Raw genomic sequence first — 24,467 nt, 5'->3', positions numbered from 1 at the left:
TTTACCATTGGTCAGCTTTTTCCGGCTGTTGGTCGCGGGGGTTAGCCACGGCGCTTGATTACATACACTCTTGTATGTATATTGCCAATCTTATTCTGCCTAAGCTGTGCACAGCGTGTTAAGGCAGTGTCTCACAGGAGTTTGTATGCGTTTAAATGTAAAGCTGTTAACTGTTGCGTTGGCAGCATTAACTTTGGTGGCCTGTAGCGAGCCACAGCAAGGCGCTGCGCAAAGCGCGCCGGCACCGGAAGTTGAAGTGGTAACTCTGGCTACCACGGCGCTGGCGCTAACTTCAGAGCTACCCGGTCGCACTACTGATTACCGCCAGGCTGAGATCCGGCCACAGGTAAACGGCATTTTACAGCAACGCTTATTTACCGAAGGCCAGTTAGTAGAAGCCGGCCAGGTGTTATACAAAATTGATGCGGCGCCTTACCAGGCAGCATTAGCCAATGCCAAAGCCAATCTGGCCAGCAGCAAAGCGGTGCAGCATAACGCTAAGCTAAAAGCCGACCGCTATAAAGGCTTGTTAAGCAGCAAAGCGGTAAGCCAGCAGGATTATGACGATGCACTGGCCACATTAATGCAGGCTGATGCCGCCGTTGCCAGCAGTGCAGCCGCCCTACAAAGTGCGCAGATAAATTTGGATTACACCGAAATTAGCGCGCCGATCAGTGGCCAGATTGGCCGCTCGCTGGTAACAGAGGGCGCCTTGCTTACTGCCAACCAAAGCCAGGTTATGGCGACGATTCGCCAGTTAGACCCGATCTATGTTGATTTAACCCAGTCCAGCTCTGAGCTGTTAAAGCTGAAAAAACAACTGCGCGGCGACAGCAGCGAAGCGGTAAGCGTTGATTTGCTGCTGGATGACGGCAGCGAATATGCGCACCAGGGCAGTCTGCAGTTTTCTGAAGTTAACGTAGACCCGGGCACCGGCATGGTTACGCTGCGGGCGGTATTTCCGAATAAAACCGGTGATTTACTACCAGGCATGTTTGTGCGCGCCCGTTTGCACCATGGCAGCGATGACAATGCCCTGTTAGTGCCGCAGGCTGCGGTAAGCCGCACGCCAAAAGGCCAGGCGTCGGTAATGATAGTAAACAGCGACAACAAGGCAGAAGCCCGGTTGATTGAAATTGGCCGTACGGTGGACCAAAGCTGGCAAGTACTGTCGGGCCTTAACGCCGGTGACAAAGTCATAGTAGCGGGCTTACAAAAAATACGCCCCGGCGCTGCGGTAAATGCGGTAAACGCAAAGGCTGCAGATAGCCAGACTGCGACAGAATAACGGGAGCAGCAGATGGCTAACTTTTTTATTAACCGGCCTATTTTTGCCTGGGTAATCGCCATTGTGATTATGCTGGCCGGTCTTTTATCGATTAAACAATTACCGATAGAGCAATACCCGCGTATTGCGCCACCGGCGATCAGTATCAGTGCCTCTTACCGTGGTGCCTCGGCGCAAACGGCGGAGGATGCGGTAACTCAGGTGATTGAGCAGGCGATGAATGGCCTGGATAACCTGATGTATATGTCTGCTAATTCAGATTCTTCCGGTAATGTCAGCTTAACCCTGACCTTTGAAACCGGCACCGATGCCGATATTGCCCAGGTGCAGGTGCAAAACAAGCTGCAGCAAGCCTTGCCGTTGTTACCACAAGAAGTGCAGCAAAACGGCGTTCGCGTTGCCAAAAGCAGCGGCGGCTTTTTGATGGTGGTGGGCTTTATCTCAGAAGATGGCAGCCTGGCACGCGATGATATTGCCGACTTTGTGGTGGCTAATGTTAAAGATCCGCTCAGCCGCACCACCGGGGTGGGTAATGTGCAGGTGTTTGGTAGCCAGTACGCTATGCGGGTGTGGTTAGATGCCGATAAGCTGAACCAGTATCAGCTGACGCCGGCTGATGTTACCTCGGCTATTCAGGTGCAAAATAATCAGGTAACAGCCGGTCAGTTAGGCGGTGCTCCGGCGCTACCCGGCCAGCAGTTTAATGCGGCGATACTGGCGCAAACCCGGCTGACGACGGCGGAAGAATTCGGCCAGATTTTACTGAAAGTGAATGCCGACGGCGCTATGGTAAAGCTGTCTGATGTGGCACGGATTGAACTGGGCGGTGAAGATTATTCAGTTATTGCCCGCTACAACGGCAAAATGGCCACCGGTTTGGCCATTGAGCTGGCCACCGGCGCTAACGCACTGGATACCGCTGATGCGGTGCGGGCCAAACTGGCCGAACTGGAGCCGTATTTTCCTGAAGGTTTAAGCACGGTTATTCCTTATGACACCACGCCCTTTGTTGAGGTGTCGATAAGTTCGGTAGTACAAACCCTGATTGAAGCCATTATTTTGGTGTTCCTGGTGATGTATCTGTTTTTACAGAACTTTCGCGCCACGCTTATTCCTACGCTGGCGGTGCCGGTAGTACTGCTGGGCACCTTTGGTATTATGTCGGTGTTTGGCTTTACCATTAATACCCTGACCATGTTTGGTATGGTACTGGCGATTGGTTTGCTGGTAGATGACGCCATAGTGGTAGTGGAAAACGTTGAGCGGGTAATGTCTGAGGAGGGCCTGGGCCCGGTAGAAGCTACGCGCAAATCGATGGGACAAATTACCGGCGCTCTGGTGGGCATTGGTTTGGTGTTGTCGGCAGTGTTTGTGCCAATGGCGTTTTTCGGTGGTGCCACCGGTGCTATTTATCAGCAGTTCTCTATTACCATCGTAACCGCCATGGCGTTGTCGGTGCTGGTGGCGTTAATTTTTACCCCGGCACTGTGTGCCACTATGTTAAAACCGGTTAACGGCGATCATCACGCCAAAGGCGGCTTTTTCGGCTGGTTTAACCGTGGTTTTGACAGCACCAACCGCAATTATCAGCGCGGTGTTGCCGGTATGTTGGCACGGCCAAAGCGCTCGATGCTGGTGTACGGCGCTATCGTTGCGGTAATGGCAGTGATGTTTATGCGCTTGCCTACCTCGTTTTTACCGGAAGAAGATCAGGGCGTATTTTTATCCATGGTACAGCTGCCTACCGGCGCCAGCCAGGAGCGCACTGAAGCGGTATTGGATAAAGTGTCGGCACATTATGTGTCTGAGCCTGCGGTGCAATCGGTATTTACCGTATCGGGCTTCAGTTTTGCCGGCCGTGGCCAGAATATGGGCCTGGCCTTTGTGCGGTTAAAAGACTGGAGCGAGCGCGGCCCTGCCGATAGCGTACAAGCGGTTATCGGCCGTGCCTGGGGCTTTTTCGGCACGGTAAAAGAAGCGCAGATTTTTGCCTTTAACCTGCCGCCGATTGCTGAGCTTGGCCGTGCTACCGGTTTCTCGTTGTTCTTGCAAGACCGCGGCGGTGTCGGCCACGAAGCCTTGCTTAATGCGCGTAATCAGTTACTTGGGATGGCCGCGCAGCAAGCCAACCTGGTGGGTGTACGCCCCAATGGTATGGAAGATGCGCCGCAACTGAAAATCTCAGTAGACCAGCTTAAAGCGCAGGCACTGGGCGTATCGCTCAGCAACATTAACCAAACCTTGTCTATTGGCTGGGGCTCTACCTATGTTAATGACTTTGTCGACCGTGGCCGGGTGAAAAAAGTGTATGTGCAGGCCGAGCCACAGTTTCGCATGACGCCGGAAGATATTAACCGCTGGTATGTGCGTAACAACAGCGGTGAGATGGTCAGCTTTGCCTCGTTTGCCAGCAGCGACTGGGTATATGGCCCGCAGCGGCTGGAGCGCTACAACGGTGTGTCGGCGATGGAGATTCAGGGTGAGCCGGCACCGGGCACCAGCTCGGGCGATGCCATGGCCACCATGGAGCAGCTGATCAGCCAGTTACCGCCGGGTATTGGCTTTGAGTGGACGGCGACCTCGTATCAGGAAAAACTGTCCGGCTCGCAGGCGCCGGCGCTGTATGCGTTATCAATACTGGTAGTATTTTTATGTCTGGCGGCGCTGTATGAAAGCTGGAGCGTACCGTTTGCGGTAATTTTAGTAGTGCCGCTGGGTATTATCGGCGCCTTAATTGCTGCCTATATGCGCGGCCTGGGTAATGATGTGTACTTCCAGGTAGGCTTATTAACCACCATGGGCTTAGCGTCGAAAAACGCCATTTTAATTGTCGAGTTTGCCCGCGAGCTGCAACAGCAGGGTAAAGAGCTGACCGCTGCGGTACTCGAAGCAGTACGCTTACGCCTGCGGCCGATTATTATGACCTCAATGGCGTTTTCGCTGGGCGTACTGCCGTTGGTAATAAGTAGCGGTGCCGGTTCGGCCAGCCGCAATGCCATTGGTACCGGTGTACTGGGCGGCATGATATCAGCCACGGTATTAGCAGTGTTTTTAGTGCCGGTGTTTTATCTGGTGATAATGCGCTTTTTTGCTAAAAGCGCAAGCGGCAGAGCAATAAGGCGCGGCTGAAACATTACGGGCAGCTAAGCTGCCCGACAGTTTGTACCTTTACCGGCATTTCAGTCCCACGCTGACTTGCCGGTTTTTTTATGGCTGAGCTAACCGGTTAAGGATTTTTCAGGCCTTGCAACATGGTATTAATCAGCGCCGGCGCATGTTGTTGCAGATCGCACTGCTGCGGGCGTAATAAGAAGTTACTGATGATACCGCCAACATACATATGCATAGCATTGGCGGCCAACGCCGGCGATACACCCTCGCGCAAGGTACCGGCTGCTGCGGCACGTTCAAAGGCGCGTTGCATTACGGCCACGGTTTGCGCGTCTAATTCATCTTGTTTGGTTACGGCGGGGTTAAGCTCGTCGATATATTCACAGCGATGAAATACGATGGTGAGTACGCGCTGCTTTTGCTCGCTGGCGGCAATCAGTTGCAGGCCATTGGTAAATAACTGCTGCAACTGCGCAAAAGGTTCAGCGTTGGTGTCGTTATCTAATTCGGTTAACATGGTTTGAAACGGCAAGCGTACCCGCTCCATCATGGCGTTAAATAAATCGGCTTTATTTTCAAAGTGCCAGTAAATGGCGCCGCGGGTAACGTTGGCGGCAACGGCAATTTTTTCCAGTGTAGTGCGTGACACGCCGTGCTGAAAAAACAACACTTCTGCCGCATCTAAAATGGCGGCGCGGGTGCTCTCTGCTTCGGCCTTGGTACGTCTAACCATTTTGCTGTCTCTTAACCATGTTATCTGCTTAATACGGCAGCAATTTTAACATAACTTAACGGTTTCGGCCTAACCTAATCTGGCCGTTGGCAATGGACGGTTTAGCGTGCAAATGCTACCTGATTACGGCCGGCTTTTTTTGCGCTGTACAGCGCTTCGTCGGCGCGTTTAAGCAAGGCGGTAGTGCTTTCGCCGCTTTGGCGGATGGCACAGCCGAGGCTGATGGTTATGTGCACGGTTTTGCTGCCGGCGTCTTTACCACGCTGTTGTTTGCCTTCGCTGCTGTCTTTCGGCCGGGTTTGCTGGCGGATCACCAGCGGGTAGTCCGCTACCGCCGCACGCACCTGCTCCAGTTTTTCTGCCAGGTTGTCTTTATTGTTGTGGCTGAACACCAGGGTAAATTCTTCGCCGCCGTAGCGGTAAGCTTTGACGCCGCGCTCACTGCCCAGCACAGAACCCAGCAGTTTTAATACCTGGTCGCCGACATCATGGCCCCAGGTGTCGTTAAACTTTTTAAAGTGATCGACATCCAGCATTACTAAAGCACTGCGCCGGCCCAGCCGGCTTAAGTGGCTGAGCAACGCGCGCCGCTGCGGCAGTTGCGTCAGCTCGTCGATATAGGCCAGTTGCAGCATTTGGCTGGCTAAGCTGAACAGCAGGGCAAAGCAGGCGGCCAGTGTCATCCAGCCGGACATATGTGGCTGTTGAATGGCCAGATAAAACACCATGATAGCTAACCAGGCGCCAAACTGGCCCCAACGTTGGCTGCCGGCGGCGTAAAAGTTCAGCAAACCCAGCCAGCAGGCGGCAACAACCGCCATCCACCACAGTTGGCCCCAGCTAAACAGCAAGGTTGTGCTTACCGGCTGTAAAAATGCTGCCGGCAAACCGGCGTTAGCTAACACGCCGGCTAACGGCAACAGCAAGATGGCAATCGGCACCAGTACAGTAAGCAGCAACAGTGAAATGCCGCGTGGGGTAGGCAGTTGCGGTTTATTTTGCAGTTGCAGCAACAGCATTACTGCAGTGAAAGCCAACGGCAGCACTATGGCGATAGCAGCGGTGTCGGCGTTAGTCAGGGGTTGTTGTAAGGCGCTTTGCACTACCCAATAATGGCTGGCCAGTAAGCTGAGGGTGTACAGCCAGTTCCATTGCCGCATCAGGCCTGCCAACAGCCCGGTAAGGCCCAACATGGCGTAGATAAGCAGCGGGAAAGCAGCGCTGAACGTAAGCATCAGTTCAGGTAACATCCATTGCAGTACAATCAGCAGCAATAGCGGCAATAAAACAAAAAGATGCACCTGAACCTCAATAGCAAAAGGGTTTAGCCGGCAGCGCCTGTAGTAGTAGCGACATTTAATGCCTTTACATCACGGCTGTTGCCAACGGCGGCAGGCTTGTCCTTCAGCCGCAGTTCTTTTTGGCTGTCGGCAGCATGAATTTCGCCGATAAAGCGGCCGCCTTGCTCAATGCTGAGATTATCGCTGTAAATGGTACCGCTGACCAGACCGGATTGCAGGATCTCGACACGGTCTGCATAAAACTCGCCTTCAGCACGGCCTTTAATAATAATGTGGTCGGCATAAATTTTGCCTTTTATCCGGCCCGGTTGGCTTACCGTAACCGAATGGCTGCAACGAATTTGGCCGAGTAACTGGCCGTCAATTTGCATATGGCAATCCAGTATCAGCTCGCCTTCGAGCTCACAACCCTGGGAAATTAAAGTCGCATTTTTCGGACTGGCTTTTACGCTGTCAGTTTTGGCAGAGAACATGGCTATGGGCTTCCTGTAGTAAACCGGCCGCGGTTTTACAGCGGCATGGCGGGGTAGCTGGTACGGCTGTGCATCCCGGTAAGTTTTTGCATTAACTGGCGCTGGGAGGCCAGCAATTTACCGCTTTTTTCGTTTTGCGCATGGCATAAACGCGCTTTTAGTGTCAGCTCTTGCAACAATTGTCGCGTGCCTTGTTGCACAGCTGCCGGCAAACGGCTAACAAGGCTGTGCATGCCGCTGCGGTTATGCTGCAGACCAAACTGCTGCAACAGTTGGTCACGTTCAGCATGGCTTAACTCCACCGCCGCCATAAGTTGCAGCGTTTGTTGATTCAGCTGCTCTAATGGCGCAGTGTTACGCCGGCTCATCAGTTCGTATTGCTGATCCAGCAACTGACTGAGTTGATCCAGCCGCTGCACGTCCTGTTGCAGGCTGCTGATAAATTGTTTCAGCAGCTGTGCACTCATCGCTTATGCATGTCCAGCATGGCGCTGACGATGGCATCGTCATCCAGTTTCAGCTCGCCATTGGCAATGGCCAGCTTTAACTGCTGCACTTTGGCCATGTCGACGCTGTCATGCTCTGACAACGCCTTATAGCTTTCGGCTACGGCATGGCTAAAAGCGCTGACCTGGCTTGCCGGGGCATCATTGTTAACGCTAACCGCGGTTGGCGTGGCTTTGGCAGCAGGTTGCTGCTCATTCTGCAGCCGGTTTACCGGGTTTACCTGCAGGTTGTTTTTCGGGTCTATTTGCATGGCTGTAGTTCCGCTAACTTACTCTGTTTATCTAAAGCGGCAGAAATGCCCGCTGACTTAAATTTATTTATTGCCGGTTTCAACTAAATCTTCACCTACCACAACAGCGTCAATTACCTTGCCGGAGCTGAGGTTTTGCACACTGATTTTTTCGCCCAATTGGCCATTGCTTAATGCCAGGCCTTTGGTGCTTACGGCAAAGCCGTCACCGCTGAATTGCAGTGTAACCTGCGCGCCTTTTTGCACCGGCCAGGCTTGTTGCAGCAAGTGCCGGCTTACCGGGCTGCCGGCATCAATGCGGCGTTTTACCGTCATACCGAGCAAGGCGCTGCTGTCAAACTCCAGGCCATGGCGCAAGGTGGCGATATCCAGGCTCTGCGTGGTCAGCATAGTGTCGTCCAGTATTTCGTCACGCTCCAGCGTGCGGCTGGCTACTACCAGGTTTAACCACAGCGCCACTTTAGCCGTAGCGCGGCTTTGCCAGCGCTGCGGGCTGTCGCAGCTTAGCGTATAGCTTACCCGACCCAGCGGCGGCTCCTGTTGCTGGCGTCTGGAAACCTGCAAGTTATCGCATTGATTACCGCTCAGGCCGCCCGGCAGCGTCAGTTGAATATCCTGTTGCTGCGCCGGCATGCCCAGTTGCTGCAGGTATAACGCCAGCTCTTGCTCAATATGGCTGCGTAGCTGCGCCTCAATATCGGCCGCTGCAACCGGCATAACGGTAAGCCAACACAACCAAAGCGGAAGCCGGCACAGAGCCGGGAACGCGGCGCGCTTCCGCTGCGGAAGTATTGCTTCCGCTTTCTGGCGGAAAAACAGGCTGCTTGTAAAGTAAATCATTAATAATTATCGCTTTTTAATTGTGGCACAGAGCTTGTAATAGCAACCGCAGCTAATGACAACCTGTGTTATGAGGTCATCCGGAATATGTTTGATAAAGCGCTCGGTGTACACCCTTTTTCATTGCAACTGCGGCTGGACAGAGCAGAAATTATTGCAGGCAATCTGGCCAATGTCGATACGCCGGGCTTTAAGGCCCGCGATATCGACTACAAGCAAGTTATGCAAGACGTGGCTTACGGCATAGAGCAGGGTAAGGCGCGGCCCTATGCGGCGGCTGAAACCGGCCACCAGCTAATGTTTCGCACGCCTTACCAGCCTTCCGCTGATGGCAACACCGCCGAGTTGAATATTGAGCAGGCTAACTTTGCTGCCAACAGCATGGATTTTCAAACCAGCCTGACCTTTATGAATATGAAAGTCAGTGGCTTACATAAAGCCATTAAAGGAGAGTAAGGATGTCATTTAACAGTATTTACGACGTCAGCGGCAGTGCCATGCGGGCGCAGGTAATGCGGTTGGACACCATAGCGTCGAACCTGGCCAATGCCAACACTGCCGCACCGACAGAAGCTACGGCCTACCGCGCCCTAAAGCCGGTGTTTGCCGCCTTATATAAGCAAACGGCGGAGCAGCAAAGTTTATCTGCCGAAGTGCAGATGCTGGGAATTACCACCTCAGCCAAGCCGGTTGAGCAGCGTTTTGAGCCAAATAATCCGCTGGCGAATCAAGACGGTTATGTTTTTTATTCCAACGTTAATGTGCTGGAAGAGATGGCTGACATGATGTCAGCGTCGCGCAGCTACCAAACGTCGGTAGAAGTTATGGGCCGGGTATCGAGCATGCAGCAAAGTGTGCTGCGGCTTGGCCAGTAAAGGAGTTATCGCGTGAGTGCAATCAGCGGCCTGGGGGCCGGCAATACAACAGCCAACAATAATACCATAGCGCCAAACGGAGCCACCTCCGCTGAAGGCTTATCTACCATGTTTTTAGATTTGCTGGTGGCACAAATCAGCCACCAGAATCCGCTGGATCCGATGGACGGCACCCAGTATGTCAGCCAACTGGCCGAGTTTGCCAATGTTGAAAGCCTGCAAAGTCTGAAAATTGATTCCGGCAAAAACCTTGAACTGCAAGCCAGCCAGCAAGCACTGCAAGCCACGGCATTAATTGGCAAGCAGGTAGATGTGGCCGCCGACACCATTTTGCTGGAGCAAGCAGCACCGGTAAAAGGCGCTGTTAACCTGGGTGTGGAAGCGCAAAGCGTAACCGTACGGTTGTATAACGCTCAGGGCCAATTAATGGAGCAGCAAGAGCTGCCGTTTACCGGTGTCGGCACTCTGCGCTTTGCCTTTGAGCAACAAGAGGCAGGCGGTTACTACGTGCAGGCCGACGCCAATATAAACGGCAAGCCACAGCCTTTAACCACCTTGCTTAGCGGTGAGGTAGAACGGGTGTCGGTAGGCAGCAACAAAGACGACATTATTTTGCAAGTCAACGGCCTGGGTAACCATGCCCTGTTAGATACCAATCAGCTGGCCTTTGGCGGCAACAGTTAAGGAATTTGTACTATGTCTATGTTTAATATCGGTTTAAGTGGATTAAAAACCACGCAGAAAGCCCTGGAAGTTACCAGCCATAACATTGCTAACTCCTCTACTGCTGGTTTTAAAAGCGGCAGTGCTGAATTTGCCTCGGTGTATAACGGTGGCCAGCGTGGTGGTGTCGACGTTAGCGATATTAAAGAAAACTTTACCCGTGAAGGCGGTGTGGTAAACACCGGTTCAGCACTGGATTTAGCCATTACCGGCAAAGGCTTCTTTGTGGTGTCGGAAAACGGCCGTACTGCTTACACCCAGGCCGGCCAGTTTGGCTTGGATAAAAACCAGAATATTATTAATGCCAGCGGTAATAACCTGCAGGGCTACGGTATTGACGCCCAGGGCAACCTGGTGCCGGGTATTTTAACTGACCTGAAAATTGAAGCGGCCAATATACCGGCTGAAGCCTCTACTGAAGTGGCGTTTTCGCTGAATTTAAGTTCGGCCAGCGATGTAATAGACCCGATAGGCCCGCCGGCTAACCCATTCGATCCGGCTGTTGGCAGCAGTTATAACTACTCACAGTCGAGTGAAATATTCGACTCTTTGGGTAACAGCCATACGTTAACCCAGTATTTTGTCCATACCGCGCCTAATACCTGGCAAGCACACTATTTTGTTGATGGTGCAGATTTACTCACACCGTCTACCATGACCTTTGATGCTAACGGTCTGCTGACTTCTGCTACAGCAGTGCCGTTAACGCACAACCCGGGTACCGGTGCTGCTGTAATGAACTTCGATATTAACCTAACCAACAGCACCCAATTCGGTAGCGGTTTTAATATCTATAAAAACGATGCTGACGGCTTTACTGCCGGTGAATTTGCCGGGGTGGCTGTAGCCGAAACCGGCGAAGTGTTTGCCACCTTTACTAACGGTGAAACCAAGCTGCAGGGCCAGGTGGTGTTGGCTAACTTTGCCAACGTTAACGGCCTGGAAACCGGCAATAAAACCGTATGGTATGCCAGCAACGAATCCGGTGCTGCTCTTTACGGCACGCCGGATGCCGGCAGCTTTGGCTCACTGTTATCCGGCGCCTATGTTGGCTCTAACGTTGATATCAGTGAACAGCTGGTAGATTTAATGGCGTTTCAGCAAAACTACCAGGCCAATGCCAAAACCATCAGCAGCGCTGATGAAATGATGCAAATTTTGTTTAGCGCCACCTAAGGTAACGCATTATGGAACGCTTAATTTATACCGCGGTATCCGGCGCTGAGTTAAACCAAACCGCGCTGCGGGTTAGCGCTAACAATCTGGCTAACGTTAATACGCCGGGTTTTAAAGCCGATATTGAACAAGCCCAGGCCATGATGATTGCCGGTGACGGCTTCCGCACCCGTTACCAGGCCCAGTTAATGCCGGTGTTTACCAGCTTAAGCGAAGGCCCGGTGCAGCAAACCGGCCGCGACCTTGACATAGCGCTGAGCGAAGGCGGCTTTTTAGCTGTGGCCGACGCCAACGGTAATGAAGCTTACACCCGTGCCGGTAACCTGCATGTCGATGCCGACGGCCGTTTAATGCTGAATGGCTATGCGGTACAGGGCGAGCAGGGCGACATCGTATTGCCGGAGTTTGGTGATATCGACATTGGTGCCGACGGCACTATTAACCTGCTGCCGGTGGGCGGTGGCGTAATAGAGCAGGAAGGCCGGCTGAAACTGGTGAGTGTGGGTGATGATACCTTAACCAAAGGCCTGGACGGTTTGTTGCGGCCACAGCAACAAGAACAATTGGCGGCGGATCTGACTATCACGCTGCGTACCGGTGTACTGGAAGGCTCTAACGTTAATGCGGTAGAAGAAATGGTTAGCACCATGACCATTAGCCGCCAGTTTGAAATGAATATCCGCATGATGAAAACCGCCGATGAGCTGGCAACAGCCGGTAATAAATTGATTAGCGGCAACAGCTAACAGGAGCAGCACAATGAATTCAGCCTTATGGGTCAGTAAAACCGGTTTAGCCGCGCAAGATATGCGCATGACCACCATCTCTAATAACCTGGCGAACGTCAGCACTGCCGGCTTTAAAAAAGACCGGGTGGTATTTGAAGATTTGTTTTATCAGGTGCAACGCCAACCGGGCGCCCAGGCCGATGAATTAAACCAGGTGCCGTCGGGCATTCAGGTGGGCACCGGGGTGCGGGTAAACGGTACACAGAAAATTTTTACCGAAGGCAACTATGAAACCAGCGGTAATGCACTGGATGTGGCAATTACCGGTCAGGGCTTTTTTCAGATAGAAAATCCGGACGGTGAAATTCTGTACAGCCGTAACGGCCAGTTTCAGCTAAATGCCGAGTCGTTAATGGTTAACGCTAACGGCCTGCCACTGCTGCAGAATATTGCGGTGCCGGAAAACGCCATGAGCGTAACCATCGGCCGCGACGGTACTGTTACGGCAACCGTTGCCGGCCAGGCTGAGCCGGTTGAGCTGGGCCAAATTCTTACCGCTAACTTTGTTAACCCGGCAGGTTTGGAAGCGCTGGGCGGTAACCTGTTCCGTGCTACAGCAGCGTCCGGCGAAGCAATTGAAGGCATTCCTGGTGAAGACGCGCTGGGCGCATTGCAGCAAAACACCATTGAAGGCTCCAATGTCAGTGTGGTGGACGAGATGGTCAGCATGATAGCGGTGCAACGTGCCTACGAAATGAATGCCAAAGTGGTATCGGCAGCCGATGAAATGCTGCGCTTTATTAACCAGAGCCTGTAAGCCAATGAAAAGCCTGTACTTACTGTTGTGTATTTTGAGTGTTGTTTTGCTGAGCGGCTGTGCCAGCCAACCGGAGCCGGTGCATCAGGCCGACTGGGAGCAGGTAGTGGCCGAACGCACCGCAGATGAGCCCTTGCCATCGCAACAGCAAGGCAGCCTGTACAACGACCGCTATATGTTCACGCTATACGAAGATAAGCGCGCTTACCGCGTCGGTGACATTCTTACCGTTGAGCTGAACGAGCGTACCCAGTCGAGTAAAAGTGCTGACAGCAGTATCGACAAAAGTACCGGCATTAACGTTGGTGTGCCGCTGGTAGGTAACTTAAATGTGGCAGAGCTGGCAATGGAGCTTAATTCCCGCTCCCAGTTTGACGGCGAAAGTGCTGCCAGCCAACAGAACTTTTTACGCGGCTCTATTACCGTGCGGGTGACCGATGTGCTGCCAAACGGTGCTTTGGCCATTCGCGGTGAAAAGTGGATTAAGTTAAACCAGGGCGATGAATATATTCGTCTGCAGGGTTTAGTGCGGCCGGAAGACATCGATGTAACCAACCGCGTATCATCACAGCGTATTGCCGATGCGCGCATCAGTTACTCCGGCAAAGGCGACTTAGCCAATGCCAGCCAGCCCGGTTGGTTTACGCGGCTGTTTAACCGTTTTCTGAACCCGTTTTAACGCAGCTGAGGTGTTATGAAAGCTTTTATAAGTGCGCTGGTGTTGCTATTGCCGCTGGCATTGCAGGCCAGACCGCTGCTGGATTTAGTCGATATTCAGGGTGTGCGCGATAACCAACTGGTGGGTTATGGCCTGGTAGTGGGTTTGCCGGGATCAGGTGATAAAGCGCAAATTAAATTTGCCGCCCAGTCACTGAACAATATGCTGAAACAGTTTGGTGTGCAGTTAGATGAAAACAGCCTGCCAAAATCAAAAAACGTGGCGGCGGTTGCGGTTACTGCTACCTTGCCGGCCAATGCCAGCCCGGGCCAGGCGCTGGACGTGACTATTATGTCGCTGGGCGATGCCAAAAGCTTACATGGTGGCAGCTTAATGCTGACGCCGCTGCGTGGGGTAGACGGCAAAGTGTATGCACTGGCACAGGGTAATCTGGTGGTGGGCGGCTTAAATGCCAGTGGCCAGAATGGTTCTTCCGTTACCGTTAACGTGCCAACCGCCGGTATTATTCCGTCCGGCGCTATTGTGGAGCGCGCCGTACCGCAGTTTTATCAGCCGCACGAAGTGGTACTGAATTTAAAGCAACCGAATTATCAAACCGCGCGCAATGTGGTTACCGCGGTAAATGCCGTATTTGGCCCCGATGTGGCCCGCGCCGAACACAAGGGTAAGTTGGTGCTGAGCGCACCGCAAGATGCCAACAGCCGCATTACCTTTATGTCGTTGTTGCAGGACATAGAGGTAACAGAAGGCAGCCAGCGGCCACGGGTAGTGTTTAACAGCCGCACCGGCACGGTAGTAATGAACGACATAGTGCGGGTAAAACGCGCCGCGGTAAGCCATGGCAGTTTAACCATTACTATTACCGAGCAGCAGGGCGTAAGCCAGCCGTTGCCGTTTTCTAACGGCACTACCACGCCAATACAAAACAGCGGTGTAGATGTACAGGAACGCACCGCCAATATGATGTTGTGGCCGGAAGGCAGCTCGCTGGATGCCATAGTGCAGGCGATTAATGCGCTGGGGGCAACCCCGGCAGAACTGATGTCAATCCTGATTGCGCTGGATAACGCCGGCGCACTGGATGCTGATTTACTGGTGATCTAAATGACTATTACCTCTTTATCCGGCCATTTTTCCACCAACCAGGCGCTGGCTATCGATCCGCGCACAGCCGGCAGTATTGCCACGAATCAGGCACCGGCAGAGCGGTTAACTAAAGCTGCCGAACAGTTTGAGGCGATATTTTTGCAATTGGTGTTAAAAAACATGCATGCCGGTACCGAAGCGATGGCCGGTGAGAATGGCATGTTCAGCAGCAAAGAGGCCGGCACTTTTCGTGATATGCACGATGCCCAGCTGGCGCAATCGTTAGCATCTAACCAGCAATTGGGCCTGGCAGAAGCCATAGTGCGTCAATTGGGTGATGGTCTGGTGCAGACAGAAAATAAATTTAAGCAGTTAGCTGACGCCGTCGCTTTACCCGATAATGGGGCGCTGACGCCAGCGGCGCCGGAATACAACAACAGCGCGTTTAACCAGCCATTGTGGCCGGTTGAAAACGGTGGGAAATCCAGCTTATGAGTATGCTTTTAAACGGTGTGTCGGGGCTTAATGCCGCCAACAGTGCGCTGAATGTGGTTGGCCAAAACGTCGCTAATGCGGCGGTAAAAGGTTACAGCCGTCAGACGGTATACCTGGAAACCGCCGGCGGCAGCTTAAACGGCGTGAAAGTCACCAAGGTCGATCGTATCGTTAATGATTTCTTAAACGATGATATCTGGCGTACCGGCTCGGATGTTGGCTACTACGAAGGCTTTCAAAGCTACCTCGGCTATCTGGAGCAAATCCTCGGTACTGAGTCATTAAACCTGAATGATGCCGTAGCCGATATCAGTGCCGCCTTTAACGCGGCCATGTCGGCACCGGACTCGAATGCCTATCGGCAGCAGGTGTTGTCATCGGCGCAGGCACTGGTGCAGGATTTATCGCAAATCAACGGCGCCTTATCCGACCAGCAAGACAAGCTGAGTAACGAATTAAGTAACCTGGCCGGCAACAGCAGTTCGTTGTTTGAGCAAATTGCGGAACTGAACGGCAAAATAAGCAAGGCACAGGCGCTGGGCCAACCCACGTCTGAGTTATCCGATGCACGCGAAGTACTGGTAACGGAATTGTCGGCCTATATGGGTGTCGACATTGTTGACCCGGGCGACGGCAATATTAATATCAGCAGTAAAAACGGTGCGCCGTTGGTGGTAGGTTCGAAAGCCGCGGCAGTATCGGTGACCGGCACTGCGGTAAATGTAGATTTTAACGGCCAGGGCTTTCCGTTAAATGAGTTTGTCGGTGGCCGTATCGGTGGTTTATTAAATGTTGACGTCAATGTGCTGCAACCTTCCAAGCTTAAACTGGAACAAATTGTGACTAACATTGCTGACTCGGTAAACACCGCTTTATCTCAGGGCTTTGATTTAAACGGCCTGCCGGGCGAACCGCTGTTTGAATATAACCCTGCCGATGTGCTGGGCACCATTAGTGTTAACCCGGATTTAGAAACCGACGACCTTGCTTTTATCGGTGACGACGGCTTCGGTAACCCGGCAGGTGGCCGCGGTGACAACGGTAATATCGCCAACCTGGTAGCGTCATTAAACGGTGGTACGGCAGGCTACGATACCCTGATCGGCGACCTGGCGATTCAGAGCAAACAAGTACAAAGCAGTATTAAAACCGCGCAGGTACTGAACAACGATGCAACCGCAGCGCGTGACAGTGTAAGTGGTGTAAACCTGGACGAAGAAGCAGCTAACCTGATGTATTATCAGCAGTTGTACGATGCTAATGCCCGGGTGATCAGCACTGCTGATCAATTGTTTAAAACCCTGATTAATATTTTCTGAGGTAGTGGCCATGCGCGTTAGCAGCAATCAGTATCATTTAACCACTATTCGCAATATTCAGCAGTCCACTGCTGAGTACAGCAAATTATCTACCCAGCTGGCCACCAACCAGCGTATTCAGCGGCCGTCTGACGATCCGCTGGGCTCGGTAATGCTACTGACGTTGAACAGCGAGCTGACCAAGCTTGAGCAATACAAAAAAAATATGGATGCGGTGCATTTTAACCTGGGCCAGCAGGAAACTCAGCTTAGCAGCATTGTAAATACACTGGGTTCGATACAGGAAATCGTTACGACCGCGGCTGATGGTTCTATGGGCCAGGCCGAACTGGAGGCATTCAGTCAGGAGTTGTCGGTATTGTTTCCGGCTATTGTCGACTTGCTTAATGCCAAAGACGGCAATGACAACTATTACTTCTCCGGTAGTTTAACCGATGTTAAACCCTTTGAGCGCGATGGTGCCGGGGTGTTTCAGTACAACGGTGACGACCGCGTGCGTGATGTAGCCGTGTCGGACAACTCAAGTGTACCGGCGAATATTGTCGGCAGTGAGTTGGATCCCGGGGTGAATTTCTTAAACGAGATGCAAACCTACCTGGATCTGATCAGTACAGCACCGGCAGCCGGTGTCGGCAACGAATCACGGGATATGCTGAATCATATCAGTACTTTTCTTGGCACCATAAGCGGCGAAATTACCCGCATTGGCGGTACCCTGGCGTCGTTGGATGAAATGGAGCTGGGCAATGATGATATCGCGCTGTTTACCGAAACACTGCGCGATGACATTAAAGAGGTGGATTACCCGGAAGCCTATGTACAGATGAACCAGGCGATGGCGGCGTACGAGTCGTCGCTGAAAGTGTATTCCAGTGTGTCTAAGATGACGCTGTTTTCTTACGTCTGAATAAGGTAAGGCTATGCAGGTATCCGCTACGCTCGATAAAGTCAGTACCAGTGCACTTAGTCCGTTAAGTGCCACTGACCGCGCCGCTGTAATTAAAGCCGTTAGCGCAGATGACAGCGGCCGGCGCGTGCCTGTATCGCGCCAGGCACGGCAAATTCAGGTATTAAGCAAATGGGCGCAGGCAGCAGATGTCAGCAAGCAACTTAGCCAAACCGACCAGACCGAACGTAATATCCGCCAGGCTTATCAGGCACTGGAGAATTTAAAACGTCAGCTTAACTCGCCGGCGTACAGTAAGTTAACCGCCGAACAGCAGCAAATGGCGCAGCAGCAGTTGCAACAGCTGGAGCAAAAGCTGCAAAAACCTGCTGCCGGCATCAATGCCGATTTGTTGCTTACCGGGCCGGACCCGGCACCGGTTAAAGCCGGTTTAAACCATAACATTGATTTATTAAGCGAGCGGCGCCAAACCGAGCAGGTACAAATTCTGCTGGGCCGAAGCGGCGGCGCAGTGAGCCTGGTGCTGGAAGCCGGCCAAACTGCAGAGCAAAACCTGCACACCATGAAGCAAGCGTTCAGCCGCCAGCAAATCAGCGTAGAGGTTAACCAGCAACAGCATTTGTATTTTTCTGCCGAAGCACGTGACGCGCGTAAACTGCAGGAACCCTGGCTTATCACCGGCCAGGGCGTGCGGGTGGCGGCCGGTAATCCGGTTAGCGTAAAATTACAACCGGCTGACAGCAGTCTGGCACAGCTGGGTAAAGCGGCAGCAACGGCAGCTAATGTGCAGGTGTATCAGCAGCAAATTCAGCAAGCCCAGCAACAGTTGAAAGATGCGTTGGCAAAGGTTCAGGCGCAGCGCACTGCACTGCAGGCGCAGTTGGCGGCCATTCAGCAAAGCCAGGGCAGCAATACTGAACTTAACGCGTTGAGTGAACAACTGCAGCTGGACATGCGGGGTGGTAGCAAAAGTGCGGTGTCAGTGGTGATGTCGCAAGCCAATATCACCCGCAGTTTGGTCGAGTTTGGTTTGGGCTGAGCGGATGACCAATGACTGTTTTAAGCAAAATATGGCGGTTATCCGCCGCCGCTGGCCGCAACTGGCCGATGTAATACAACAGGCTGCGGCAGAGCAACACCGGCCGGCAGTGCGCTTAGCTGAAGGTCGCGACAGCACCCTTATTATTAACGGTGTGCAACTGACCAGCCGGCACGACCGTCAGCGTGAAGCCTTGCAGCAAATCAGCAAAATACCCGGCCACAGCAAACAGGTTACCGTGTATGGCACCGGTCTGGGTGACTTGCAACAACAGTTGCTGAACCGTGAGCTGCTGCAGCAACTGACAGTATGCATTTTAAACGAATATATTTTCGCCCTGGTGCTGCAATTGTTAGATCAGCGCCACTGGCTGAATAACCCTAAGGTAGAATTGCAACTGGCGGCAACGCAAGCCGATTTGCAGCTGCCCTATGCCGTGTTGCCGTCGGAGCTGGTTCTGGCCGGTGACGGCGGTTTAAAAATACGCGACCGGCTGTACGCCGAGTTGGAAGCCGGTTATGCCGCTGCCCGCCTAAAGCAGGATATCAGTGAGTTTTTGCCACGTTTGCAGCAAAATAAACGCTTTTGGCAGCATGATAGTCCCGTGCAAAACTTATTTAATTCGCTTGCTGCCAACAAAGACGTTTATGTTATTGCTACCGGCCCTTCACTGGAGACGCATTACGCTTATTTGCGCCGGATACAACAAAACGCCGGCGCGCCGCTGCTAATCTGTGTTGATACTGCTGTAGCCGGCTTACTGGCAGAACAAATCCGGCCGGATATTATTGTCAGCCGCGATCACAAAGTGACTGCGGAACATTTGCCCTGCAAGGCCTTAACCGCGGCCAGCAGCCTGGTGTATTTCCCGTTGACTAACCCCGATGTACTGCAACATTTCCCCGGCCCGCGCTATGTGGCGATGAGCGACAGTGCTGTATTTGAACCGTTGCGCAAGCAGTTGCCGGCAGCGCCATTATTCAGTTATGGCAGCGTTATTCATCCGGCAGTAGATTTAGCGGTAAATATGGGCGCCAAACGTATTTTTTTATTTGGTGCCGATTTTGCTTTCAGCCACCAGAAAACCCACGCTAATTGGCAAAATGGCAGTATTGGCCCAGCTTTTCAACAAGCCACCGAACAGGTGATTAACGGCTTTGGCGAAAAAGTGCCGACGCTGCGTAATCTGCTAACGTACTTAACCGGGCTGGAGCGCTATATAGCCAAGCAGCCTGCAGTGCAGTTTTTTAACACCTCGAAAGCCGGCGCGGTTATAGCCGGTACGGAATATTACCCGGAGCTGACAGCCTGATGCCCACTATTGCTAAATGCCGGCAGCACGCCGCGAAACTGGCGCTGCAATTTCGTCTTGGCTCGACCACTGCGCCGGCGCTTGAATTAGCGTCTTTGGCCGAGCAGTTAATTGCCTTATTTTCCCGCGCAACGCCACAGCAATATGGCCAGTTGCAGCAAATTCTCACTGCTGTATTACAGTGCCAGCAACAACGGGATTGGTTAGGTCTGGCCGATTATCTGGAATATGAGCTGGCAGAGCTGTTGCAATAAAGCCGCTAAAAATTTCAAAAAAATAATTTCAGTTCTTTTTCGCCGTCGTCGCTTTATATCCCTGAGCAATCAATCACAGGAGATTCCACGATGGCTTTATCAATTCAATCTAATGCAGCTTCAAAGTCGATCCAAAACCAACTGGGTCGTACTAACAACGATTTATCTGTAGCGCTGGAGCGTTTAGGTTCTGGCTTCAAAATTAACTCTGCTAAAGATGATGCTGCCGGTCTGCAAATTGCAAACCGTCTGAACGCCCAGGTGCGTGGTCAGGAAGCGGCTATCTATAACGCGAACAATGCTCAGTCTATGATGCAAACCGCTGAAGGCGCGTTTGAAGAGATGACTAACATTGCTTACCGCATGAAAGAGCTGGCAACGCAAGGCGCCAACGGCACGAACAACACTTCTGAATACACTGCGTTAAGCGGCGAATTCGAAGCACTGTCTGCTGAATTAACCAACATTATGGATAACACTTCTTACGGTTCAGGTACAACGCTGTTAGATGCTGCCGGTAAGTTCGGTGCCGGTGCGGTGACGTTCCAAATCGGTTCTTCAGCTGCTGAAACCTTAGACGTGAATATCTCTGCTGATTTAACTGCAGTAACTACTGCTATTACTGCTTTTGCCGGTGGTTTAGCTGACCAGGCCGGTTCGTCTACTGCGATGGGTGACGTAGATACCCTGATCGATTCTATCGGTGCCGCCCGTGCTAACCTGGGTGCCAGCATGAACCGTTTGGATCACACTATCAACAACGTGACCAACATGGCTGAAAACACTCAGGCTTCTGCTTCTCAGTTAATGGATGCTGATTTCGCTAAAGAAACCTCAAACATGACTAAGCAACAGTTACTGATGAACTCAGGTATTTCTGTACTGAGCGCATCTAACAGCACTACACAAATGATTGGTTCACTGCTGCGTTAATAAACAGCAAGGCAATCGTGTCATAACCCTGCCGGCCTTGGCCGGCAGGGTATTTTCAAAGCGTCATTAACTGGCAGAAGGTAAGCATTATGTCGTCGTATTTAAGTATTGATCCGCAGTATCTGGCCAGCCAATACACGCAAATTGAACGTGCGGGGAAAGATAAATTGTTATCGACTAAAGCCAATCAATTTACCAGCCAGCTTAATGCCATTAAAAAGCTACAAACGTCACTGAAAGACTTTTCTACTCAGATTAAAGATTTCCGTAGCGGCGACAACAGCATTTTGGCTAATACGGCCAGTAGTAGCAGTGAGTCGACGCTCAGCGTTAAAGCCGGCGGCAATGCCGTAGCCGGTAGTTATGAGATTTTTGTTGAACAGTTGGCACAAAGCCATCAGTTGGCCATGTCGTTTGACCCCAATGCTGCGTTGGCTACCGACGGCGAGTTTACTATTGATTTGGCCGGCAACAGTTTTTCTGTTGACATGGCAAGCCTGCCGGCCAATGCCAAATTAAGCGATTTGGCCGCCGCCATTAATAACCACGCTGATAATGACGGTGTTAAAGCCACCTTAATGCGCAGTGGCAGCGAAACCTTCCTGGTAATTTCCAGCGAGGAAAGTGGTGCAGCTAACCAGCTTACACTGGGCTTTACCCCGGGGGGCGATGCAGCCGGTGCTGATATCACTGCCGCCCTGGCCGCAAAGCAAGAGCTTAAAGTTGCTCAGGACGCCATAGTGCGCCTGGGTAGCGATACCGCTATTAGCGTGACCAGCGCCAGCAATACCCTGACCGATGTTATCGAAGGCGTGACTATCGACTTGCTGAAAGTGCAAACCGGCACTGACAGCCCGGTAAGCGTTAAAATTGGCCAGGATGAGCAGGCGATAAAAGACAACCTGAAGAAATTTATTGATGGCTATAACAGTGTGGTGGGCAGCATCAGTAAAGATGCCAACCTGAAAAACGACAGCATGGCGCGCAGTGTGCAAAATCAGTTCCGTGCTGTGTTTCAGGGTACCTTTGAAGGCAGCACCCTGTATAGCGTGGGTATAGAATTCGACCGTAACGGCGTACTGAGCATTAACGACAAACGTTTTGAGCAGGCGTTAGCGGAAGACCCTGCCAAACTCGAAGCGATGTTATCAGGCGATGCCGGTATGCTGGCTAAGCTGGAAACGACTATAGAACCTTACAGCAAAAACTTTGGTTTATTGGGCGATAAGCAAAAAACCATTCAGGCCAGCCTGGATTTAGTCACCGAAAAGCAAAAGCGGCACGATTATTCCATGGAATTAACCTACAAACGTTATCTGGGCCAATTTACCCAGATGCAGGTTACGATAGCGCAGCTTGAAAGTTCTATGGGTCAGTTTTAATTAGTGAGAGACAGCTTATGTTAGATTTTGCCAACGGTTACCAGGCATACCAGAATACGTCAGTGGAAGGCAAAGCCGCCGGTGCCGATATTCATAAACTGGTGCTGATGTTGTTCGACGGTTTTCTTGATGAATTGGCCCGGGTGGAAGGCCATATTCAGGCGAAACGTTTTGATAAGAAAGCCGCCGGTATTGAACGTATGCTAAAGATCCTTGGAGGCTTAGATGCCTCGCTGGACCAGCAAAATGGCGGCGAAGTGGCAGCTAACATGCAAAAGCTGTATCAGCACTGCGGCCAGGCATTACTTAATGCCAGCCTGAAAAATGATTTAAGCGAACTGGACACCGTTCGCGTAATTATGACCAATTTACAAGAAGGCTGGCAGGGCCTGGCGCAACACGCCGCCTGAGTCAGTTGAGTTAAACATGTTCCTGCAATGTTGCATTTGTACCCTGATGTGACCTTTTGCCGCTGCTTTTGCAGCGGCTTTTTTATTTAACCTCCCGGTACCTGTTGGCCGGCCCGGCGTTGCGGGCAGCGGCAAGCGGCACGGCTATCGCTTCCGATCTGCGGAAGTAACACTTCCGCATTTTACTTCCACATCATTAAAAATCCTTATAAATCATAAGTATAATATGTGGCCCGCGATTTGCTAAATCATATTAGTGAACAACGTTAATCAACAAAATTGAACCGGGGCTGAATGTGGCATTAAACCATCTACAGGCAACAGATATCGCAAAACAGTTATCGCTGTTGCAGCACAACTTATTGCTGACGGCGCGGGCTCAGGATTGGCAGCAGCTGCGTGGCCTGGACCGGCAACTGTTGGCTCTGGTGCAGCAACTGGAGCAAGCCGGCGCGAAGGAGCAATTTGCCTCACAGCTTAATGCGTTGCGGCAGAATTATCAGCACGTGTTAAAGCTGGCTAAAAGTGAGCTAAACCGGACTGAAATACAGATGAAACAGTTTAATCAGAAACGTGAGGGTGCAGTGGCATACCGGCAAACCACAGAAGGAAAAACACTGTGACGCAAGCATTGCCGGCTCTTAACAAAGCGCAGCCACAGACAAAAACAGCCGCTGTACAAAGTAATTACGCCGCCACGCCCAATCAGGATGCGGCCGCCGATAGCTATGCCGATTTGCTGGCCGGCGTCACGCAGCAAAGTGAGCAACAAAATGAACAGTCGGCCGCAGTAGATACCACATTGCCGGCAGAGACAGCTGCAATTGAAATCGCACTAACCGAAACCGTACTAAACGGCATCGTTGACGCTGACCTCGCTACTGTGACGTCGCCAATGCAGTTAGCGGACAGCGCCACAGCGCAGCAAAGCCGCAGTGACAGCCAAACCAGTACTGTCGCCGCATTGAATCTGTCTTATAGCTTTGCGGCAGAGCGCAGTGTGTTTTACAGCAATATGCAAACGGACACCGCCACCAACCTGAATGGCGTGGCGCAAAATAACAGTGCAGTGGCGACCGGACAAACCGCAGCTATGGCGGCGCTTGCGGCTTCTGCTGCTGCGGCTACTGCAACAGAAGCACAACGTCAGGCGGCAACAGAACAAACGTTGTTGACGCAACAGGCGCAGCAAAACAGCGCCGCACAGCAAACCGGCTTAAGCCAGCAAACTGCATTACCGCTGCAAGGTACCAGTTTGCAGCAATTTATCCGCCAGGCGCAGGGGGCAGTGCAGCAGCAGGATAGCAGCGCAGCCGTCAGCAACACTGCCGCTGCAACCCCGGCTGGCACGGCCAGCGGTACTGAAGCCGCACTGAGTTTTAAAGCTGATTTAGCCGGGCTGCAAAGCAGCCAATGGGGCCAGAAGTTGGTGCATTTATTGTCAGATAAAATCAACTTACAGCTGGGGCAACAAATTCAACGTGCACAAATCCGCCTTGATCCGCCGCAACTGGGTGTTATTGAACTGAGTGTCAGCGTTGATGGCGATCGCACTACTGTGCAGTTATATGCCGCCAACAGCCAGGTACGTGAAGCAATGCAGCAAAACCTTGATCAGCTGCGCCAGCAATTGGCCCAGCGTCTCGGTTCAGAGCAAAGCCTGCAGCTGGACGTACGCGACCAGACACAGCAACAAAGTAAACAACAAGGTGCAGTTACGCAGCATATTGCTGCGCAATATGCCGATGATGCAGCTGAATTAAGCAGCGCTGCTGCAATGCAGCAGACAACAGGCTGGCTTGACCGGCTGGTATAGGAGAAACAGTACA

At 52.2% G+C, this 24,467-nt stretch carries 27 protein-coding genes; 21 read left to right on the top strand and 6 right to left on the bottom strand.

Features of this window, described 5'->3' with window-relative positions; translation table 11 throughout:
- Positions 1-145 precede the first annotated feature (145 nt).
- Positions 146-1,288: an efflux RND transporter periplasmic adaptor subunit gene (locus tag HRH59_RS10270; protein WP_173501178.1), complete on the top strand. Its 1,143-nt coding sequence runs from the start codon at positions 146-148 to the stop codon at positions 1,286-1,288.
- Positions 1,289-1,300: 12 nt separating this feature from the next.
- Positions 1,301-4,417 carry an efflux RND transporter permease subunit gene (locus HRH59_RS10265; protein ID WP_173501177.1) on the top strand — a complete coding sequence of 1,039 codons (3,117 nt, stop codon included), beginning with the start codon at positions 1,301-1,303 and terminating at the stop codon, positions 4,415-4,417.
- Between the two features lie 97 nt (positions 4,418-4,514).
- Here HRH59_RS10265 and HRH59_RS10260 read toward each other — a convergent pair whose 3' ends face one another.
- The 6 genes from HRH59_RS10260 to flgA form a co-directional block, all read right to left on the bottom strand.
- Positions 4,515-5,132, bottom strand: a complete 618-nt coding sequence (locus tag HRH59_RS10260) for a TetR family transcriptional regulator (protein ID WP_173501176.1) — start codon at positions 5,130-5,132, stop codon at positions 4,515-4,517.
- A 101-nt stretch (positions 5,133-5,233) separates the two neighbouring features.
- On the bottom strand, positions 5,234-6,433 hold the full coding sequence (locus tag HRH59_RS19555; RefSeq protein WP_173501175.1) for a GGDEF domain-containing protein: 1,200 nt from the start codon (positions 6,431-6,433) through the stop codon (positions 5,234-5,236).
- Between the two features lie 23 nt (positions 6,434-6,456).
- On the bottom strand, positions 6,457-6,906 hold the full coding sequence (locus HRH59_RS10250; protein ID WP_173501174.1) for a bactofilin family protein: 450 nt from the start codon (positions 6,904-6,906) through the stop codon (positions 6,457-6,459).
- A 35-nt stretch (positions 6,907-6,941) separates the two neighbouring features.
- Positions 6,942-7,373 carry a flagellar export chaperone FlgN gene (gene flgN, locus HRH59_RS10245; RefSeq protein WP_173501173.1) on the bottom strand — a complete coding sequence of 144 codons (432 nt, stop codon included), beginning with the start codon at positions 7,371-7,373 and terminating at the stop codon, positions 6,942-6,944.
- A complete protein-coding gene (gene flgM / locus HRH59_RS10240; RefSeq protein WP_173501172.1) occupies positions 7,370-7,663 on the bottom strand; it encodes a flagellar biosynthesis anti-sigma factor FlgM in 294 nt (97 codons plus the stop codon). Before flgM ends, flgN begins: the two co-directional genes overlap by 4 nt.
- A gap of 63 nt (positions 7,664-7,726) precedes the next feature.
- Positions 7,727-8,380, bottom strand: coding sequence for a flagellar basal body P-ring formation chaperone FlgA (flgA, locus tag HRH59_RS10235; protein ID WP_173501171.1), 654 nt, complete (start codon positions 8,378-8,380; stop codon positions 7,727-7,729).
- A gap of 210 nt (positions 8,381-8,590) precedes the next feature.
- On the opposite strand from flgA, the gene flgB reads away from it, so the two are divergent.
- From flgB to HRH59_RS19550, 19 genes are all read left to right on the top strand, one after another.
- Entirely contained in the window at positions 8,591-8,959 is a 369-nt protein-coding gene (flgB, locus tag HRH59_RS10230) for a flagellar basal body rod protein FlgB (RefSeq protein ID WP_178089534.1), read from the top strand.
- Between the two features lie 2 nt (positions 8,960-8,961).
- A complete protein-coding gene (gene flgC, locus HRH59_RS10225) occupies positions 8,962-9,378 on the top strand; it encodes a flagellar basal body rod protein FlgC (protein ID WP_173501170.1) in 417 nt (138 codons plus the stop codon).
- Between the two features lie 12 nt (positions 9,379-9,390).
- On the top strand, positions 9,391-10,062 hold the full coding sequence (locus tag HRH59_RS10220; protein WP_218573496.1) for a flagellar hook assembly protein FlgD: 672 nt from the start codon (positions 9,391-9,393) through the stop codon (positions 10,060-10,062).
- Between the two features lie 12 nt (positions 10,063-10,074).
- Positions 10,075-11,277, top strand: coding sequence for a flagellar hook protein FlgE (flgE, locus tag HRH59_RS10215; RefSeq protein ID WP_173501169.1), 1,203 nt, complete (start codon positions 10,075-10,077; stop codon positions 11,275-11,277).
- An 11-nt stretch (positions 11,278-11,288) separates the two neighbouring features.
- Positions 11,289-12,023, top strand: a complete 735-nt coding sequence (locus tag HRH59_RS10210) for a flagellar basal body rod protein FlgF (RefSeq protein ID WP_173501168.1) — start codon at positions 11,289-11,291, stop codon at positions 12,021-12,023.
- A 13-nt stretch (positions 12,024-12,036) separates the two neighbouring features.
- Positions 12,037-12,822 carry a flagellar basal-body rod protein FlgG gene (flgG, locus tag HRH59_RS10205; protein WP_173501167.1) on the top strand — a complete coding sequence of 262 codons (786 nt, stop codon included), beginning with the start codon at positions 12,037-12,039 and terminating at the stop codon, positions 12,820-12,822.
- Between the two features lie 4 nt (positions 12,823-12,826).
- Positions 12,827-13,501 (top strand): flagellar basal body L-ring protein FlgH, encoded by a 675-nt coding sequence (flgH, locus tag HRH59_RS10200; RefSeq protein ID WP_173501166.1) that lies wholly within the window; start codon positions 12,827-12,829, stop codon positions 13,499-13,501.
- A 15-nt stretch (positions 13,502-13,516) separates the two neighbouring features.
- The gene (locus HRH59_RS10195) at positions 13,517-14,605 is read left to right on the top strand and encodes a flagellar basal body P-ring protein FlgI (RefSeq protein ID WP_173501165.1); all 1,089 of its coding nucleotides are present in this window, start codon (positions 13,517-13,519) and stop codon (positions 14,603-14,605) included.
- Positions 14,606-15,082, top strand: a complete 477-nt coding sequence (locus HRH59_RS10190; protein WP_173501164.1) for a rod-binding protein — start codon at positions 14,606-14,608, stop codon at positions 15,080-15,082.
- Positions 15,079-16,401 (top strand): flagellar hook-associated protein FlgK, encoded by a 1,323-nt coding sequence (flgK, locus tag HRH59_RS10185; protein WP_173501163.1) that lies wholly within the window; start codon positions 15,079-15,081, stop codon positions 16,399-16,401. The genes HRH59_RS10190 and flgK overlap by 4 nt, the downstream gene beginning before the upstream one ends.
- 10 nt (positions 16,402-16,411) lie before the next feature.
- Positions 16,412-17,308: a flagellar hook-associated protein FlgL gene (flgL, locus tag HRH59_RS10180; protein ID WP_173501162.1), complete on the top strand. Its 897-nt coding sequence runs from the start codon at positions 16,412-16,414 to the stop codon at positions 17,306-17,308.
- Positions 17,309-17,321: 13 nt separating this feature from the next.
- Positions 17,322-18,347: a hypothetical protein gene (locus tag HRH59_RS10175; protein WP_173501161.1), complete on the top strand. Its 1,026-nt coding sequence runs from the start codon at positions 17,322-17,324 to the stop codon at positions 18,345-18,347.
- A 4-nt stretch (positions 18,348-18,351) separates the two neighbouring features.
- Positions 18,352-19,659 (top strand): motility associated factor glycosyltransferase family protein, encoded by a 1,308-nt coding sequence (locus HRH59_RS10170; protein WP_173501160.1) that lies wholly within the window; start codon positions 18,352-18,354, stop codon positions 19,657-19,659.
- A complete protein-coding gene (locus HRH59_RS10165; RefSeq protein WP_173501159.1) occupies positions 19,659-19,913 on the top strand; it encodes a hypothetical protein in 255 nt (84 codons plus the stop codon). Before HRH59_RS10170 ends, HRH59_RS10165 begins: the two co-directional genes overlap by 1 nt.
- A 90-nt stretch (positions 19,914-20,003) precedes the next feature.
- The gene (locus HRH59_RS10160) at positions 20,004-20,846 is read left to right on the top strand and encodes a flagellin N-terminal helical domain-containing protein (RefSeq protein WP_173501158.1); all 843 of its coding nucleotides are present in this window, start codon (positions 20,004-20,006) and stop codon (positions 20,844-20,846) included.
- A gap of 89 nt (positions 20,847-20,935) precedes the next feature.
- Complete coding sequence (fliD, locus tag HRH59_RS10155; RefSeq protein WP_173501157.1) at positions 20,936-22,228, top strand: flagellar filament capping protein FliD; 1,293 nt, start codon at positions 20,936-20,938, stop codon at positions 22,226-22,228.
- A 17-nt stretch (positions 22,229-22,245) separates the two neighbouring features.
- Positions 22,246-22,638: a flagellar export chaperone FliS gene (fliS, locus tag HRH59_RS10150; RefSeq protein WP_173501156.1), complete on the top strand. Its 393-nt coding sequence runs from the start codon at positions 22,246-22,248 to the stop codon at positions 22,636-22,638.
- A gap of 296 nt (positions 22,639-22,934) precedes the next feature.
- Positions 22,935-23,261, top strand: a complete 327-nt coding sequence (locus HRH59_RS10145) for a hypothetical protein (protein WP_173501155.1) — start codon at positions 22,935-22,937, stop codon at positions 23,259-23,261.
- On the top strand, positions 23,258-24,454 hold the full coding sequence (locus tag HRH59_RS19550; protein ID WP_173501154.1) for a flagellar hook-length control protein FliK: 1,197 nt from the start codon (positions 23,258-23,260) through the stop codon (positions 24,452-24,454). The genes HRH59_RS10145 and HRH59_RS19550 overlap by 4 nt, the downstream gene beginning before the upstream one ends.
- The last annotated feature ends 13 nt before the right edge of the window (positions 24,455-24,467 follow it).

This window comes from Rheinheimera lutimaris, from assembly GCF_013283795.1.
GTDB classification, from domain to species: Bacteria; Pseudomonadota; Gammaproteobacteria; order Enterobacterales; family Alteromonadaceae; genus Alishewanella; species Alishewanella lutimaris.
This window is presented reverse-complemented; position numbering and strand designations above follow the sequence as displayed.